Source organism: Aeromonas sp. MR7, from assembly GCF_963899385.1.
Classification (GTDB): Bacteria; Pseudomonadota; Gammaproteobacteria; order Enterobacterales; family Aeromonadaceae; genus Aeromonas; species Aeromonas bestiarum.
In genome coordinates this window covers 171,432-188,540 of the sequence record NZ_CAWQXH010000050.1, presented here as the reverse complement: position 1 = coordinate 188,540, position 17,109 = coordinate 171,432, and the positions used below count along the sequence as shown (strand labels likewise).

General features: G+C 62.9%; 13 protein-coding genes. 12 read left to right on the top strand and 1 reads right to left on the bottom strand.

Annotation, left to right across the window (positions count from 1 at the left end; all coding sequences use genetic code 11):
* The first annotated feature begins 166 nt into the window (after positions 1-166).
* From glpA to pbpG, 12 genes are all read left to right on the top strand, one after another.
* A complete protein-coding gene (gene glpA, locus AACW87_RS19710; RefSeq protein ID WP_241325918.1) occupies positions 167-1,861 on the top strand; it encodes an anaerobic glycerol-3-phosphate dehydrogenase subunit A in 1,695 nt (564 codons plus the stop codon).
* Positions 1,858-3,135: a glycerol-3-phosphate dehydrogenase subunit GlpB gene (glpB, locus tag AACW87_RS19705; RefSeq protein ID WP_241325917.1), complete on the top strand. Its 1,278-nt coding sequence runs from the start codon at positions 1,858-1,860 to the stop codon at positions 3,133-3,135. The genes glpA and glpB overlap by 4 nt, the downstream gene beginning before the upstream one ends.
* A gap of 103 nt (positions 3,136-3,238) precedes the next feature.
* Positions 3,239-4,441, top strand: coding sequence for an anaerobic glycerol-3-phosphate dehydrogenase subunit GlpC (gene glpC, locus AACW87_RS19700; RefSeq protein WP_103470655.1), 1,203 nt, complete (start codon positions 3,239-3,241; stop codon positions 4,439-4,441).
* 869 nt (positions 4,442-5,310) lie between these two features.
* Positions 5,311-6,756 (top strand): ammonia-forming nitrite reductase cytochrome c552 subunit, encoded by a 1,446-nt coding sequence (gene nrfA, locus AACW87_RS19695; RefSeq protein WP_241325916.1) that lies wholly within the window; start codon positions 5,311-5,313, stop codon positions 6,754-6,756.
* Between the two features lie 51 nt (positions 6,757-6,807).
* Positions 6,808-7,407: a cytochrome c nitrite reductase pentaheme subunit gene (gene nrfB / locus AACW87_RS19690; protein ID WP_241325915.1), complete on the top strand. Its 600-nt coding sequence runs from the start codon at positions 6,808-6,810 to the stop codon at positions 7,405-7,407.
* Positions 7,404-8,084: a 4Fe-4S dicluster domain-containing protein gene (locus tag AACW87_RS19685; RefSeq protein ID WP_241325914.1), complete on the top strand. Its 681-nt coding sequence runs from the start codon at positions 7,404-7,406 to the stop codon at positions 8,082-8,084. Before nrfB ends, AACW87_RS19685 begins: the two co-directional genes overlap by 4 nt.
* A gap of 181 nt (positions 8,085-8,265) precedes the next feature.
* On the top strand, positions 8,266-9,219 hold the full coding sequence (gene nrfD, locus AACW87_RS19680) for a cytochrome c nitrite reductase subunit NrfD (RefSeq protein ID WP_241325913.1): 954 nt from the start codon (positions 8,266-8,268) through the stop codon (positions 9,217-9,219).
* A gap of 138 nt (positions 9,220-9,357) precedes the next feature.
* Entirely contained in the window at positions 9,358-11,316 is a 1,959-nt protein-coding gene (gene nrfE / locus AACW87_RS19675) for a heme lyase NrfEFG subunit NrfE (RefSeq protein ID WP_241325912.1), read from the top strand.
* The gene (locus AACW87_RS19670; protein ID WP_241325911.1) at positions 11,313-11,876 is read left to right on the top strand and encodes a DsbE family thiol:disulfide interchange protein; all 564 of its coding nucleotides are present in this window, start codon (positions 11,313-11,315) and stop codon (positions 11,874-11,876) included. Before nrfE ends, AACW87_RS19670 begins: the two co-directional genes overlap by 4 nt.
* A gap of 56 nt (positions 11,877-11,932) precedes the next feature.
* Positions 11,933-13,060, top strand: coding sequence for a heme lyase NrfEFG subunit NrfF (gene nrfF / locus AACW87_RS19665; protein WP_445206864.1), 1,128 nt, complete (start codon positions 11,933-11,935; stop codon positions 13,058-13,060).
* A 176-nt stretch (positions 13,061-13,236) separates the two neighbouring features.
* Positions 13,237-13,692, top strand: a complete 456-nt coding sequence (locus tag AACW87_RS19660) for an NUDIX hydrolase (RefSeq protein WP_241325909.1) — start codon at positions 13,237-13,239, stop codon at positions 13,690-13,692.
* 343 nt (positions 13,693-14,035) lie between these two features.
* Entirely contained in the window at positions 14,036-14,956 is a 921-nt protein-coding gene (gene pbpG, locus AACW87_RS19655; protein ID WP_043138942.1) for a D-alanyl-D-alanine endopeptidase, read from the top strand.
* Between the two features lie 111 nt (positions 14,957-15,067).
* Here the strand turns inward: pbpG and AACW87_RS19650 are convergent, their stop codons facing one another.
* Entirely contained in the window at positions 15,068-16,453 is a 1,386-nt protein-coding gene (locus tag AACW87_RS19650; RefSeq protein ID WP_241325908.1) for a tryptophanase, read from the bottom strand.
* Positions 16,454-17,109 lie beyond the last annotated feature (656 nt).

Below are 17,109 nucleotides of genomic sequence, written 5' to 3'. Positions count from 1 at the left end.
GCCCTGGTGGCCCCTTCTCTGTTATGGGAGTGTGACCAGAGTCACGATTTGCTCATTAGCCTGCGCACGCATGAGCGTTTACGAGCATTAATTTGGCCCATATCAAACATTTTCGGCCAGAGAGGCGCCACACTGGCGTCATCTGGAAGAGATGAGACGGGCAAGAATGAAAAGAATAACCACACAAGTCGTCATCATAGGGGGTGGCGCCACCGGAGCCGGCATCATGCGCGATTGCGCACTGCGCGGCATCGACTGCATCCTGCTGGAGCGGGATGACATCGCCGCCGGCACCACGGGCCGCAACCACGGCCTGCTCCACTCGGGCGCCCGCTATGCGGTGACGGATCCGGAGTCCGCCCGCGAGTGCATTCAGGAGAACCGCATCCTCAAGCGGATCGCCAGCCACTGTGTCGAGGACACGGGCGGCCTCTTCGTCACCCTGCCGGAAGATGACATCAATTTTCAAAACACCTTCATGGACGCCTGTGCCCTGGCGGGTATCGACGCCCGCCAGCTGGATCCGGCCGATGCGCTGCGCCTCGAGCCCAACGTCAACCCGGCGCTGATCGGCGCCATTCAAGTGCCGGACGGCACTGTCGATCCCTTCCGCCTCGCCGCCGCCAACGTGCTGGATGCGAAAGAACATGGCGCGCGCATCTTCACCCACAGCAAGGTGCTGGGGCTGCTGCGCACCCAGGACAGGGTCCATGGCGTCAAGGCCATCAACACCCGCACCGGCGAAGCGTTCGAGGTGGAGTGTCAGGAGGTGATCAATGCCGCCGGGATCTGGGGCCAGCAGATCTGCGAGTACGCCGATCTCGGCATCCGCATGTTCCCGGCCAAGGGCTCGTTGCTCATCATGGATTACCGCATCAACCAGATGGTGCTCAACCGCGCTCGCAAACCGGCGGATGCGGACATTCTGGTGCCGGGCGATACCATTTCCCTCATAGGCACCACCTCGAGCCGCATCGACTACCAGAAGATTGACCAGCTCACCGTGGATCCGGACGAGGTGGAAGTGCTGCTGCGCGAGGGGATCAAGCTAGCCCCCATCATGGCGCGCACCCGTCTGCTGCGCGCCTACGCCGGGGTTCGACCCCTGGTGGCGGTGGATGGCGACGAAACCGGCCGCAACATCAGCCGCGGCATAGTCCTGCTCGATCACAGCGATCGTGACGGCCTGCAGGGCTTCAATACCATCACAGGCGGCAAGCTGATGACCTATCGGCTGATGGCCGAGTGGGCCACCGACCTCATCGCCAGGAAGATAGGCAACACCAAACCGTGCCGCACCGCCGAGCTGAGCCTGCCCGGCTCGCGGGATCCGGAGAAGGTCTCCGCCCCCGGTCTGTCGGCCCCGGCAGAAGGCTCGGCCCAGTATCGCCACGGCGAGCGGGTCATCGCCTTCTTTCGTGACAACCCCAAGGCCAACGCCCTCATCTGCGAATGCGAGATGGTGACGGCCGGCGAAATCGAGTACGCCCTGCGCGAGCTGGACGTGGACAACCTGGTGGATCTGCGCCGCCGCACCCGCCTGGGCATGGGTCCCTGTCAGGGTGAGCTGTGCGCCTACCGGGCCGCCGGCCTGATGCAGGAGTACGGCAAGGCCGATGGCCGCCAGGCCTGCGTCATGCTGCGCCAGTTCCTGGAGGAGCGTTACAAGGGCACCCGTCCCGTGCTGTGGGGCGATGCCCTGCGCGAGGCGGAGTTTACCTACTGGATCTACGAAGGGCTGTTTGGTCTGGGAGAGTGGACGGCGCCCCACCTGGTGGCCGAGCCCCCCTTTCCCCTCGACCCCGTGAGCAGGACAGAAGACCACAGCCAGGCCCCATTGACTCAAGGAGTGCAGTCATGAAATTTGACAGTATCGTGATAGGTGGCGGCATGGCGGGCCTCTCGGCGGCGCTGCGCCTCGCCGAAGCGGGTCAGAAGACGCTGCTGATGGCCTCGGGCCAGAGCGCCTTGCACTTCTCCTCCGGCTCGATCGATCTGCTGGAGAGCGACGGCGATCCCCGCGCCGCCCTGCCCGCCTTCATGGCCGAGCACCCGGATCACCCCTACAGCAAGGTGGGCCTGACCAACATAGAGGCGAGCCTCGCCGATCTGCAGCGCCACTGCCACGAACAGGGGCTGCCCCTGTTTCGCCAGGAGACCAACCACCAGCGGCTGACCCCCATAGGCACCCTGAAATCCACCTGGCTGTCGCCCCATACCTGCGCCTGCCAGACAGATACGCCCGCCCCCGATGCCATCCTGCTGGCTACCCTGGAAGGATTTCGCGACTTTCACCCGGCGCTCGCGGCCGCCAACCTGGCGACCCATCCGCGCTTCGCCCACTGCCGCATCATGACGGGTGAAATTCGCCTGCCCCAGCTCGCCGAATTCAGCCGCAATCCCCACGAGTTTCGCTCCGCCGACATAGCCCGCCTGTTTGACAAGCAAAAGGGCGACCAGCCCGATCTGCTGGCCGATCTGGCCCGCGAGATCTGCCGCATGGTGCACGAGAGCAGCGATCCCGGTTGCCGCCATGTGGTGTTGCCCGCCTGCCTGTCGCTGGGGCTGGTCGGCCCCCGTCTGGCGGAGCTGGAAAAACGCACCGGCTGCACCATCAAGGAGGTGGCCACCATGCCGCCCTCACTCATCGGCATGCGGATGCAGGAGGCGCTCAAGCGCCGCTTCCTGGCCCTTGGCGGCACCTTCCTCACCAGCGAACGGGTGCTGGGCGCCCGCTATGTGGGGGACAGAGTGATAGGCGTGCACAGCCAGAACGGCGACGATCAGCTGTTCGAGGCGGACCACTTCGTGCTCGCCTCCGGCAGCTTCTTCAGCCGCGGCCTCGAATCCCGGCTGCGCGGCATTCGCGAACCCATATTCAACGCCGACGTACTGAGCCTGGAGGAGCGCGATGCCTGGGCCGGTCGCCGCCTGTTCGACCACCACCCCTTCATGGGCTTCGGGGTCAAGACTGACGACAAGCTGCGGGTGATGCGCGGCGGCAAGCCGCTCGCCAACCTCTATGGGGCGGGCAGTGTGCTGGCCCATTACGACCCGATCAAAGAGGGCTCAGGCTCAGGTGTCGCGGTTGCCACCGGCTGGCAAGCCGCCGGCCATATTCTGGCAGGGGTGTGAGATGCCCACCCTGCATTTCCTGACTGCGGGCAGCCCGCTGCCCGCTCGACAATCCCATTGCCGCGTCCCTTGCGCTTTCAATCCGGCCCGGGAGGAGTAAATCATGCTACTGGATCACGCCAACCAAACCTTCGATCAGTGCATCAAATGCACCGTCTGCACCGCTTACTGCCCGGTGGCCAAGGCCAATCCCGCCTATCCGGGCCCGAAACAGGCCGGTCCCGATGGGGAGCGGCTGCGCATCAAGAGCCCCGAGCTGTTCGACAGCGCCCTCAAGTACTGCACCAACTGCAAGCGCTGTGAAGTGGCCTGCCCGAGCGGGGTGCGCATCGGCGACATCATCGCCAAGGCCAAGCACAAATACAGCGACTTCAAGCCCGGGATCCGCGAATTCGTGCTCTCCCATACCGACCTCATGGGCGGCATGTCCACCCTGATGGCGCCCGTGGTCAACTTCACCACAGGGCTCAAGCCGATGAAGCTGGTGCTGGACAAGGCGCTGGGGGTCTCCTCCCACCGCGACCTGCCCAAGTATTCGCAAGGCACCTTCCGCGGCTGGTACAAGAAGCAGAAAGCCAGCCAGGCCCGCTTTGAACGCCAGATAGCCTATTTCCACGGCTGTTACGTCAACTACAACCACCCGCAGCTCGGCAAGGAGCTGATGCAGGTGCTCAACGCCATGAACATAGGCATGCAACTGCTGGAGCGGGAGAAGTGCTGCGGCGTACCGCTGATTGCCAACGGTTTCATGGACAAGGCCAAACAGCAGGCGGCCTTCAACATCAAGCAGCTGGAAAACACCCTGCTTGGCAACGAGATGCCGCTCCTGGCTACCTCCTCCACCTGCGGCTTCACCCTGCGGGATGAATACCCCCACCTGCTGGAGCAGGACAACCACAAGGTGCGCGATCGCATCTCGCTGGTGACCCGCTTCCTGTGGAACGAGTTCTACCGGGGCAACAAGCCGGCCATGAAGCCGCTCAATCTGCACATCGCCTACCACACCCCCTGCCACATGGAGAAGATGGGCGGCGTCATCTACACCCTCGAGCTGCTGCGCGCCATTCCCGGGGTCAAGGTGACGGTACTGGAGTCCCAGTGCTGCGGCATCGCCGGCACCTACGGCTTCAAGTCGGAGAACTACGAGACCAGCCAAGCCATCGGCGAGGGGCTGTTTGATCAGATAAACCGCCTCAAGCCTGATCTGGTCATCACGGACTGCGAGACCTGCAAGTGGCAGATAGAAATGAGTACGCCGTTCCGCTGTGAACACCCGATCCACCTGCTGGCCCAGGCGCTGGCATAAGAGATCACAACGGCAGATGGATATAGAGATGAGCACTCCGATTCCCCGCTGTGAGCATCCCATCCACCTGCTGGCCCAGGCGCTGGCATAAGAGATCACAGCGGCAGATGGATATAGAGATGAGCACTCCGATTCCCCGCTGTGAGCATCCGATCCGCCTGCTGGCCCAGGCGCTGGTATAAGAGATCACAGTGGCAGATGGATATAGAGATGAGCACTCCGATTCCCCGCTGTGAGCATCCCATCCACCTGCTGGCAAAAGCGCTGATCCGATAACGCCATCACCCACAAATGGATAAACGCAGAGCCGGCAATCGTCGGCTCTCTTTATTCCCCTTCTCCATCGAGGGGCAGGGTGATCAGGCGCGGATCACCCTGCATGGAAACGGGTGATGACAGCGGTGCTCACCATGATTTAATCCGCAGGTTCAGCCCTTGTCTCGCCTCTCTTTGGTGCCATCAAGATTGAGTATTTATGCAAATTTACTTTTATATCCCGAAATAGATAGACCACCCCCTACCCCGCAGCACATTCCATGCAGAACAAGGCTTGCCGCCCCCACTCACCGGCAAATGACATTAGTGTCGGTTGACGGTGGTCCAATAAGTTGAGTTTCCTCATAATTTAACCGGGATCTCATTTCCGGCACTTGCCTCCCCCGGCAATTGATCTAGCGCAAGCCCCGCCTCGATAAATCATCATTCATTTTACCCATTTGGTAATATCCAGCCCGAGCAATCGCATAATTACATGGTTTTTATTCACTAATAACAATTAATCGGCCTGCCTGCTCCTGCCTAGTGCGGGGGCTGATGCCCACATCCAGGATGGAACGGTCAGGCTTGGCAATGAGATCGATTTGGGAGTGATGATCGTGAGTTCACACAACAGACAGACCAGGCTGGGCCTAGCCGCCCTGCTGCTTACCACCTGCCTTGGCGCCAGCGGCTTGGCACAGGCGGCCGACGAGGCACAGCCCAAGGGCAAGATAGAGGCGCGCAGCGAGCTGTTCGCCAAGGATCACGCCGAACAGTTCAGCAGCTGGAAAGGCACCAGCGAGAGCAAGGAGCGCACCGACGCCCTGGCGGACGATCCGCAGATGGTGGTGCTCTGGGCCGGCTACCCCTTCTCCAAGGATTACAACAAGCCGCGCGGCCACTTCTACGCCCTGACCGACGTGCGGGAAACCCTGCGCACCGGCGCACCCAAGACCGCCGAGGATGGCCCCCTGCCCATGGCCTGCTGGAGCTGCAAGGGCCCGGACGTGGCCCGAGTCATCGACGAGAAGGGTGAGGATGGCTACTTCAAGGGGATGTGGGCAAAAGGTGGACCCGAGATCGTCAACACCATAGGCTGCGCCGACTGCCACGACACCGCCTCGAAAGAGTTCAAGGAAGGGAAACCTGCCCTGCACCTCTCCCGTCCCTATGCCGACCGCGCCATGACCGCCATCGGCAAACCGTTCAAGGAACAGGGGCGCTTCGATCAGCAGTCCCAGGTGTGCGGCCAGTGCCACGTGGAGTACTACTTCAGCGGTCCGACCAAGGCGGTGAAATTCCCCTGGGACAAGGGCACGACTGTTGAGCAGATGGAAGAGTACTACGACGAGATCGGTTTCGCCGACTGGACGCATGCCCTCTCCAAGACCCCCATGCTCAAAGCCCAGCATCCGGAATACGAGACCTGGCGCGCCGGCATCCACGGCCAGAACAACGTCGCCTGCGTCGACTGCCACATGCCAAAGGTGCAGAACGAGCAGGGCAAGGTCTACACGGATCACAAGGTGGGCAACCCCTTCGATCGCTTCGATCAAACCTGCCGCAACTGCCACACCCAGAGCAAGGAGATGCTGCAAGGCATAGTCCAGCAGCGCAAGGATGCGGTGACCGAGATCAAGCTAAAAGTCGAGAAGCAGCTGGTGCACGCCCACTTCGAGGCCAAGGCGGCCTGGGATGCCGGCGCCACCGAGGCCGAGATGAAGGACATTCAGCAGGACATCCGCCACGCCCAATGGCGCTGGGACTTCTCCATCGCCTCCCACGGGGTGCAGATGCACGCACCGGAAGTGGCGCTGCGCATGCTGGGTACCGCTCTGGACAAGGCAGCAGACGCCCGCACCAAGCTGGCTCGCCTGCTGGCGGCCAAGGGGATCAGCCACGAGATCGCCATTCCTGACATCTCCAGCAAGGAGAAGGCCCAGGCCGCCCTTGGCATGGACATGAAGCAGATGAACAGCGACAAGGCCCAGTTCCTCAAGACCACAGTCCCCGCCTGGGATGCCGAGGCCAAGGCGGCCGGACGGCTCGCACAGTAACGAGATTTGCGGGCCCGCCGAGTCGGGCCCGCAATCGGATGGAGGCTTCCTATGGGTGATTTAACGATGGATTTCTTACGACTGATGCTGATGGCAGCCATGCTGCTCACCAGCCTGCAGGGCCAGGCCGCCGATGCGGCGAGCGCGCCTGCGGCCCTCCCTGCCACCCACGAGGTGGAGTTTTTGCGCAATCCCGATGCGGCCTGTACCGACTGCCACAAGGAGCAGGCGTACGGCATGCACGGCAAGCATGGCCAGGCAACCAACCCCAACAACCTGGCGCCGGTCACCTGCACCAACTGCCACGGCCAGCCCTCCCCCAAACACAGGGAAGGGGTCAAGGACGTGATGCGCTTCAGTGACAGCTTCAATGACAAGCAGAGCACAGAGAGCTACCCCATCGCCGAGCAGAACGGGGTCTGCATGAGCTGCCACGAGCCCAAACCCCTGCGCGAGGCGCTCTGGGCCCACGACGTGCACGCAACCAAGCTCACCTGCACCAGCTGCCACCAGCTGCACCCGGCCAAGGAGCCCATGGTGGAGATCCCGGAAAAGTCCCGCATCAAGCTCTGCGTCGACTGCCACAGCAAGCAGCATGAAGCCGTCAAGGCGGCCAAGGCGAACGCCACCCCGGGCAAGGAGGCACAATGAGCTGCTCTCGCCGTCACTTCATGGCGGGGATGAGCGCGGGGGCCCTCATCATGATGACGGGGCCGACCCGCTCCCTTGCCACTACCCTCGCCCACAGCCAGACCATAGACGGGGTGCGCTATGGCATGATCCACGACGAGGCGGCCTGCATCGGCTGTACCGCCTGCATGGATGCCTGCCGGGAGGTGAATCAGGTGCCGGAAGGGGTCTCGCGGCTCGAGATCATCCGCTCCGGCCCCATAGGCACCTTCCCCGATGCCGAGTACCACTTCTTTCGCAAGTCCTGCCAGCACTGCGACAACGCCCCCTGCGTCCACGTCTGCCCGACCGGCGCCTCCCATATCCGCAAGGAGGATGGCATAGTCGACGTGGATCCGGACTTGTGCGTCGGCTGCATGTATTGCCTCGCCGCCTGCCCCTATCAGGTGCGCTTTATCAACCCTGTGACCAAGGTTGCCGACAAGTGCGACTTTTGCCGCAAGACCAACCTGGCGGCGGGCAAGGAGCCAGCCTGCGTGGTCTCCTGCCCCACCAAGGCGCTGGTATTCGGCAATCTGGATGACCCAGACAGCCCCATCGCCAAACGGCTGGTGAAGGAGACCACCTATCGCTACAAGCAGGCGCTCGGCACCTCGCCCAAGATGTACCGCGTGCCCAAAGGGGAGATAAAGTCATGACGATTCAAGCGGCGTTTCACTTCCCCTCGCTGGTGTGGGGATTTGCCCCATCACCATCTACCCCGGCCGTAACAGATGGAGGGAATGACCATGTGGCATGACGCATTTCACTTCCCCTCGCTGGTGTGGGGATTTGCCCCATCGCCATCTACCCCGGCCGTAACAGATGGAGGGAATGACCATGTGGCATGACGCATTTCACTTCCCTTCCCTCGTTTGGGACTGGCCCATCGCCATCTATCTGTTCCTGCTCGGCATCTCCGCCGGGGCCACCAGCCTCTCGGTGCTGCTGCGCCGCAAGGGGGCCGGCAGCGAGAGCGGCATCATCAAGGCGACCGCCATTCTGGCGCCGGTGAGCGTGGTTCTGGGGTTACTGATCCTTATCTTCCACCTGGCCCGCCCCTGGACCTTCTGGAAGCTGATGTTCCACTACCAGTTCGACTCAGTGATGTCGATGGGGGTCATGCTGTTCCAGGTCTATATGGCGGTGCTGTTTGCCTGGCTGGCGGTGGTATTTCGCACCGAGATCGAGACCCTTCGCAGCCGGTTGCTGAAAGAGAAGTTCGCCTTTGTGGATGGGCTGATCGCCCTGTTGGCACGCTTCGAGCAGCTGCTGGCACCGCTGTTGCTGCTGCTTGCCGTGCTCTTGGGGGCCTACACCGGCTTTCTGCTGTCGGCGCTCAAGACCTATCCGCTGTTGAACAACCCTGTGCTGCCTGTGCTGTTTCTGGTCTCCGGCATCAGCTCCGGCATCGCCTCCACCATCTTGCTGGCGGTCACCCTGTTCAAGGAGAACCACCACAGCCTGGGGGTGAGCTTTGTTCACCGCTTCGAGCGGCCGGTGCTGGCGGTGGAGGTGCTGCTGCTGGTCTGCTTCTTTACCGGTCTCTATTTTGGTGGCGGCCAGAAGGAGGTGGCCATGTGGGCTGCCATCGGCGGCGGCTTCTGGGCCCAGGTGTTCTGGGTCGGGGTAGTGGGCATCGGCATGCTGCTGCCCCAGCTGGTCGGCCTGTTGGCCCCTGCGCCCCTGCGGGCAAAGAGCGGCTATCTGGTGCTGGTGTGCAGCCTGACCCTGGTGGGGATACTGCTGCTGCGATACTTCGTGCTCTATGCCGGCCAGATGACGGTGGTATAAGAAACAGGTTACAAGCGCCAGCCGCCCTCGGGCGACTGGCGCTTGTTTGTTGTCGAGTCAGTGGATGTTATGCCCCAGCGCCGGCCCGATGCGGACGCTGCGGCATAACATGAACAAATAAGTAGAACCGGAGGTTGTGTGCTGGCTGAGCTCGGCTATCTCTCACTGTTGCTGGCAACGGCGCTCTCCCTGCTGCAAGGCACCCTGCCCTGGCTGGGTCTGAGGCTGGCATCGCCCACACTGCTGGGCTGTGCCAAGCCGCTGGCACTGCTCAATGCCACCCTGCTCGGGGCTGCGCTGGGGCTGCTTGCCAGTTGCTTCGGGCTCGATGACTTCACTCTGGTCTATGTGGCCCAGCACGCCAACAGCGCCTTGCCCATGGGTTTCAAGCTGGCTGCCGTGTGGGGCGGCCACGAGGGCTCCATGCTCTTTTTCGTCTTTGCGCTGGGGCTGTGGGGCGCCCTGGTGGCGCTCTGTTCGACACGGGTCGATCCATTGATCCGCACTCGGGTAGTGGCCATCATGGGGCTGATCGTCGGGCTGTTCGGCCTCTATACCCTGATCTTCTCCAGCCCGTTTGACCGCCAGTTCCCGGGACCGCTGGAGGGGCGCGATCTCAATCCCATGCTGCAGGATATCGGCCTCATCATACACCCACCCCTGCTCTATCTCGGCTACGTCGGCTTTGCGGCCAACTTCGCCTTCGCCATGGCGGCGCTGCACTCGGGCCGACTGGACGGCGCCGTGGCCCACTGGAGCCGCCCCTGGGCGCTGGGATCCTGGGTGTTTCTCACCGCCGGTATCGTACTCGGCTCCTGGTGGGCCTATTACGAGCTCGGCTGGGGTGGCTGGTGGTTCTGGGATCCGGTGGAAAATTCCTCCCTGCTGCCCTGGCTGCTGGGAACCGCGCTCTTACACGCCCTTATCGTCTGCGAGAAGCGCGGCGCTTACGGCCACGGGGTCTTGCTGCTCTCCATCTTCACCTTCGCCCTGAGCCTGCTCGGCACCTTCGTGGTGCGCTCCGGGGTGCTCACCTCGGTCCACGCCTTCGCGGTGGATCCCAATCGCGGCCTGACCCTGCTGCTGTTGCTCGGTCTGCTGCTGACTACCGCATTGACCCTGTTCGCGCTGCGTGCCGATACCCGTGCCCCTTACGCCCGCTTCGGTTTCTGGTCAAAAGAGGGGCTGCTCGGCGCAGCCATACTGCTGCTGTCGGTGGCCTGCGCCTGCGTGCTGCTCGGCACCTTCTACCCCATGGTGTTCCAGTCGCTGCATCTGGGATCCCTGTCGGTCGGCGCCCCCTACTTCAACGCCATTTTCGTGCCGCTGGCGCTGGTGATGATGGCGCTCATGACCCAGATCCCGCGCCTGCGCTGGCAGGGGCTGATGGCATCTTCCCGTCTGCGGATGCTGCTGCCGCCCCTGCTCGGCCTGCTGGGGGGGTGCCTGCTCAGCCTCAGTTATCGCGAGCAGGGAACCCTCGGCTGGAGCAACCTGATCGCCAACATGGTGAGCCTCTGGCTAATCGCGAGCCTGCTGCTCAATGTCTCATTCAAGACTCGCGACCTGAGTGCCAGCCGGCTCGGCAGCCTGCTGGCCCACCTCGGGGTGGCGGTATGCGCCCTCGGCATAGCGCAGGTGAGCCACCATAGCCAGGAGGGGGGCACTGTGCTCAGTCCGGATACGCCCTACCGGCTCGGCGCCCATGAATTTCGCTATGAGGGGAGCGAGCCGCTGCTCGGCCCCAACTACACGGCCGAGCGCATCACTGTCAGCGTGCACAAGGATGGCCGGGAGGTGGCTAGGCTCACCCCGGAGCGGCGCCACTACAGCGTGCGCACCATGAACATGAACGAACCCGGCATCAAGGGGGGGCTGTTTGGCGATCTCTACGTGGTGCTCGGCGAGAAGATGGGGCCGAACGCCTATGCCATGCGGCTGCACTACAAGCCGCTGGTGCGCTGGATCTGGCTTGGCGGCCTGCTGATGATGGCGGGCGGCGCCCTGCGTTTGCTGGGGCGCAAGCCATTGCTGGCAGCCCAACCGCAGACCTCTGCACATCAAATCGCGGGCTTGCTCCCCAAGGAGGCACCATGAGAGCCCGCCTGCGCCTCTTCATGCCGCTGCTGCTGACCCTGTGCCTCGGCGTCCTGCTCTGGCTGGGGCTTGGCAACAACCCTTACAGTCAGGATGAGGCGACCCTGGGCCGCAGTTTGCCGGCCTGGCAAAGCGATAGTTTGTTTGGCGGCGACCCCATCCACACAGCGGCGCTCCAGGGGGAGCCCTTCGTGCTCAACGTCTGGGCCAGCTGGTGCCCCAACTGCCGCGCCGAGCACCCGCTGCTCGCCGAGCTGGCCAAGACAGTGCCCCTCTACGGCCTCAACTACAGAGACAAGGGCGATGCTGCCCGCGCCTGGCTTGAGGAGGCAGGCAACCCTTATCGCGCCGTGCTGGCAGATCCAGACGGCAAGCTGGCGCTGGAGCTCGGCGTCTACGGCACGCCCGAGACCTATCTGTTTGCCGCCGATGGCACCCTGCTCACCCGCCATACGGGTCTCTTGACCACGGATATCTGGCAGCGCCAGTTTGTGCCCCTGCTTGCCGAGACCCGCATCAGCACAGCAGGTCAGGCCCAAGTGCAGGAGGGTAAACAATGAAGGGTTTTACGCTGATCTCTTCCCTGCTGTTTGGGTTGGTGCTCTTCATCAGCCCCATGGCCCTTGCAAGCGGCGTCGACACCTATCAGTTCCAGCACCCCGAGTTGCAGAGCCGCGCCCAGGATCTCGCCCGCGCCCTGCGCTGCCCCCAGTGCCAGAACCAGAACCTGGTGGAATCCAACTCCCCCATAGCCCGGGATCTGCGGCTCGAGGTCTACCGCTGGGTGGATGAGGGGCAGAGCGACGAACAGGTGATCGCCCGCATGACCAGCCGCTTTGGCGACTTCGTGCGCTACGATCCCCCCTTCAAGGCCAGCACGGCGCTGCTGTGGGGGGGGCCAGCCCTGCTCTTGTTGCTGGCGCTTGCTCGCCTGCGCGCCAGCCTGCAGCGCAAACAGCCGGTGCGCATGCCGCTGATTGGCGATAAGGAGCAAGGGAACCTGGCCCAGGATCCCAGAGCCGAGCTGAACCGGCTCATCATGGCCGAGCAGCAAGCGGGGCTTGCCCCCCACAGCCGCCTCTACCGGGAGCTGGAGCTGGCCCGGCTCGCCAACGCCACTCCGGCCACCGAGCAGGCCTTGCGCGCCCGGGTGGCCAGCTCGCACACCGCAAGCCGCCCCCTGCCCTGGCTGCTGCTCGGCGCCCTGCTGCTGGCGCTGATCGTCGGCGTCTATGCCAGCACAGGCCGCTATCAGGCATGGCGGGCGTATCAGGATAGACCCGACCCCCTGGCGGGATTGAGCCCGCGGGATCTGCAGGACAAGGAGCTGGGCGCCCTGCACCTGCGGCTGCAAAGCAACGCTCAGGATCTCGATGGCTGGGCCGAGCTCGGCCAGTTGTATCTGTATCGGGACGAATACGAGGACGCCTGGCTCGCCTATCAGCGCCTGGCCCTGCTGGAAGGGGGCGCCAGCGCCGCCACCCTGGCCGCCCAGGCTACGGTGCGCTACTACCAGGCGGGCCAACAACTCACCCCGGAGGCGCGCCGCCTGCTCGACGCCGCCCTGGCACTGGACAAGGGGGAAGTGAGCGCCCTGATGCTGCTCGCCGCCGATCACTTCCTGCACGGACGCTATCCCCAGGCTATTGCGCTGTGGCAACGGCTGCTGGACGAGGAGCGCCCGCGCATCAACCGCGCCGCCCTGATCCAGGCCATTCAGACCGCCCGCATCATGGGGGGATGACGAGCCATGGCAGATGGCCCGGTGGCCCCTCGCCGGACGGATCGCCATTTTCTATCCAGAGGCCGCCCGTACCGGCGGCCGATCCACGCCGCCCAATGACAGGCGATAACGGATATTCATGGTCTATTCTCTGCGCCATAATGCAGACCCTTAGCCAGCAACGACAAGGTGCACACATGATCCCCATTCGCTGTCACGCCGTCTCCGGTGTGGCGTTATCGGAAATCGACGGCCAGATAAAAATACTGCTGATGAAGCGGGTCAAAGGCGGCTTCTGGTGCCATGTGGCTGGCACGGTCGAGGCGGGTGAAACCGGCTGGCAGACCATTATTCGCGAGTTTGGCGAGGAGACAGGCATCGCCGTCACCGAGCTCTATAACGGCCAATATCTGGAACAGTTTTACGAGGCGGCCACCAATACCGTGATGATGGTGCCCGTCTTTGTGGTCTATTGCCCACCCAACCAGCCGGTGCGGCTCAATGACGAGCACACCGAATATCGCTGGTGCACCCTGGCCGAGGCCAAGGGAGTGGTGAGTTTCCCCGGCCAGCAGGCGCTCTATGACCATGTCTGGCACTATTTTATCGAGCGCACTCCCTCGGCGCTGATGCGAGTGGCGACAGGGGCCTGAAAATGCAGGATCTCTCAACGCAGGGGGCGCCGCCTGCGCTGCGGCAAGGGGGATTAACGGGCCGTTAGGCCCCCGGAGGCGTAATAAGACGTAAAAAGAGTGGTAACCCATGGCCATAACAGGCATATAGTGCGCCACCATGACGGGTGAAGCTGACGACCATCAGACTCGCTCATGGCTGAGTATTTCCCGGATCGGGTCGCCATTTGGCCGTCAACATGGGCATTTCAAGGCGCAAGATCCCATAAAATTGAAATATCAGGCCATTAGACGTTGTGAAGCGTCAATTACCGTCATATAACTTACCCAAATGTCCCTGTCAGTCGTACGGTAGCGTCAAATCATGATTATTCGCCCTTTTCTTACCCTGTTGCTCGGTGCCTTCCTCGTTCCCGTCAGCATGGAGAGCGCCCAGGCCAATCCGTTTTCAGCCCAGTCCCACTCCCCCAACAGCTTTCTGGAACAACGCAACGATCTGGCCCTGAGTTCGGCCGCCTTCGTGGTGGCCAATCCGCGCACCGGTGAAGTACTGTCCGAGCGCAACGCCAATCGGGTCATGCCCATCGCCTCCATCACCAAGCTGATGACGGCGCTGGTGGTGCTCGATGCCAATCAGCGCCTCTCCGAGACGCTGACCGTCACCATGGCCGACGTGGATCGCCTCAAGGGCACGGGCTCGCGGCTGGCGGTTGGATCGCGTCTGAGCCGGGCCGACATGCTGCACATAGCCCTGATGTCGTCAGAAAACCGCGCAGCCTCCGCCCTGGCCAGAAATTACCCGGGTGGCCAGCGCGCCTTTGTCGAGGCGATGAATGCCAAGGCCCGCATGCTCGGCATGTGGAGCACCCAGTTCGCGGACAGCACTGGCCTCACCCCGCGCAACGTCTCCAGCGCCCATGATCTGGCCAAGCTGGTGGCGGCCGCCTCCGCCTATCCACTCATTCGCCAGTACTCTTCCACCGAGGAGCGCATGGTGCGCAACGGCAAGCGCCAGTTGCACTACCTCAACTCCAACCGTCTGGTGCGTGAAGGCAGCTGGCCTGTCACCCTCTCCAAGACGGGCTACATTCGCGAGGCGGGTCGCTGCCTGGTGATGGCAACCCAGATCAACCGCGAGCCGGTGATCCTGGTGCTGCTCAATGCCGATACCCCCAATTCACGGGTGGCGGATGCCAAGCGGATCAAATCCTGGCTGGAGACCTCGGGCCGCATGAGCCTGACCGCCCAGTCCAGTCCCCAGACCAAGCTGTTCAGCAGCCAGTAATCCGCTTCAGACGCTCACGTTAAAAAGCCCCCGCACCTATGGTGCGGGGGCTTTTTCATTGGATCTTGTTGTGACTAGGCCACTTGGCTGCAGCGGCAGTCCGGTAGCCGGTCAGACCGGCTTGAGCCGCGCGGTGAAGTGGCGCAGCAGCGGCGGCTCGTAGTCGAAGGTGAGACCACGGATCTCGCCGGCCCGCGCCTTGACGGCAATGAGGCAGTCGGCCACATAGTCCATGTGATCCCGGGTGTAGACCCGGCGCGGAATGGTGAGGCGCAACAGCTCAAAGTCCGCCGCCTCCTGCTTGCCGGTGGCGGGATCGCGTCCCAGCAACAAGGAGCCTATCTCCACCCCGCGCACGCCCCCTTCCAGATAAAGCGCACAGGCCAGGGCATGGGCCGGGAACTGCTCCCCCGGAATGTGGGGCAGCAGCTTCTTGGCATCCACAAAGACCGCATGACCACCGGTCGGCGTCTGGATGGGAATGCCCGCCTCGGCCAACCGCTCGCCCAGATAGGCCACCTGACCGATGCGATAGGTCAGATACTCCTCGTCCATCCCCTCGCGCAGGCCTATGGCCAGCGCCGCCATGTCGCGACCGGCGAGGCCGCCATAGGTGACGAACCCCTCCATCGCCACGCAGCGCACCTGCACGGCGCGGAACAGGTCGAGATCCTCCTTGAAGCAGCACAGCCCCCCGATATTGACCAGCCCGTCCTTCTTGGCCGACATGGTGAACATGTCCCCCAAGGCAAACATCTGGCGCACTATCTCCTGGATGCTGCTGTTGGCATAAGCTGGATCCCGCTCCTTGATAAACCAGGCGTTCTCGGCGAAACGGGCGGCATCTATCACCACAGGAATATGGTGGCGGCGGGCCAGTGCCGAGACCGCCTGCATGTTGGCCATGGAGACCGGCTGGCCGCCTGCGCTGTTGCAGGTGACAGTGATGATGACAGCGGCCACGTTGTCGGCCCCCACTGTCTCTATGGTGTCAGCCAAACGGCCCAGATCGAAATCCCCCTTCCAGGCATAAGGAGCCGTGGTATCGAGGGCCCTGGGGGTGAGCAGGTTGATGGCCCGCGCCCCGGCCAACTCCACATGGGCCTTGGTGGTATCGAAGTGGTAGTTGGAGATGAACACAGGCGCCTTGCCCTGGCAGCGCTTGACCAGCTCGGGGAAGAGGATCTGCTCGGCCCCGCGCCCCTGGTGGGTCGGCATCACATGCTGGTAGCCAAACAACTCGCGCACTGTGCGCTCCAGTTCGACGAAGTTGCGGCTGCCCGCATAGGCTTCGTCCCCCATCATGATGCCGGCCCACTGGCGATCCGACATGGCACCCGTGCCGCTGTCGGTCAGCAGGTCGATATAGACATCCTCGGCCAGCAGCAGGAAGGGGTTCCAGCCTGCGGCCTCGAGGGCGGTGCGGCGCTCGGCGCCTGTGGTCTGCTTGATGGGCTCGACCATCTTGATACGAAACGGTTCGGGTATACGACGCATGATCTTCTCCTTGCACCAGCCGCGCGAACGCCTGGCGACAGTCACCAATATGAAATGAAAACAAGTGGGGTTAACGCAGGGAGATCAGCGGCGAGGGAAGTCGCACACCAGCACTATATCTTGCAGATACCAGGGAAGTGTGTGGGGACTGGCGGTGGGCCAGCCGGATGGGGCGTCAGCAGTTCGGATCATCACATCCTTTCCTGTGGTGGTCTAACACGAGCGAGCCTGTGAAACGCGCATGCACCATGCGATGCGCAGTCCACTCTAGGCGGGGGCGGCTGGGGGCGACAAGCGGCATGCATCGCCGTTGCGATCGGGCGCACAAATTTAACAATCCCCTTACCTTGGCCGCGCAGACGATCATGGGGTGAATGCGGAGCCAGCCAACCCCAGGCCCCCATCAACGCATCTCGCTGCAGTCATAAACATCACATTATTGTGATTAATCGTCATTATCATCTGGCCACAAATGTTAATGTAGTGATAAATCACATTTTCAAACGGGTGGATTTGCCGATCACGCTACCGGTGATAACGTGTGGCCTGTGCGCTGGGCCCCCCTCCTTGTCCGCGAGCAACAATCGCAGCGACGGGAGCTGGCAGGCCCTCATAACAACAGCAGGATCTGCCGGTGGCGCCTGCATGACGACAAG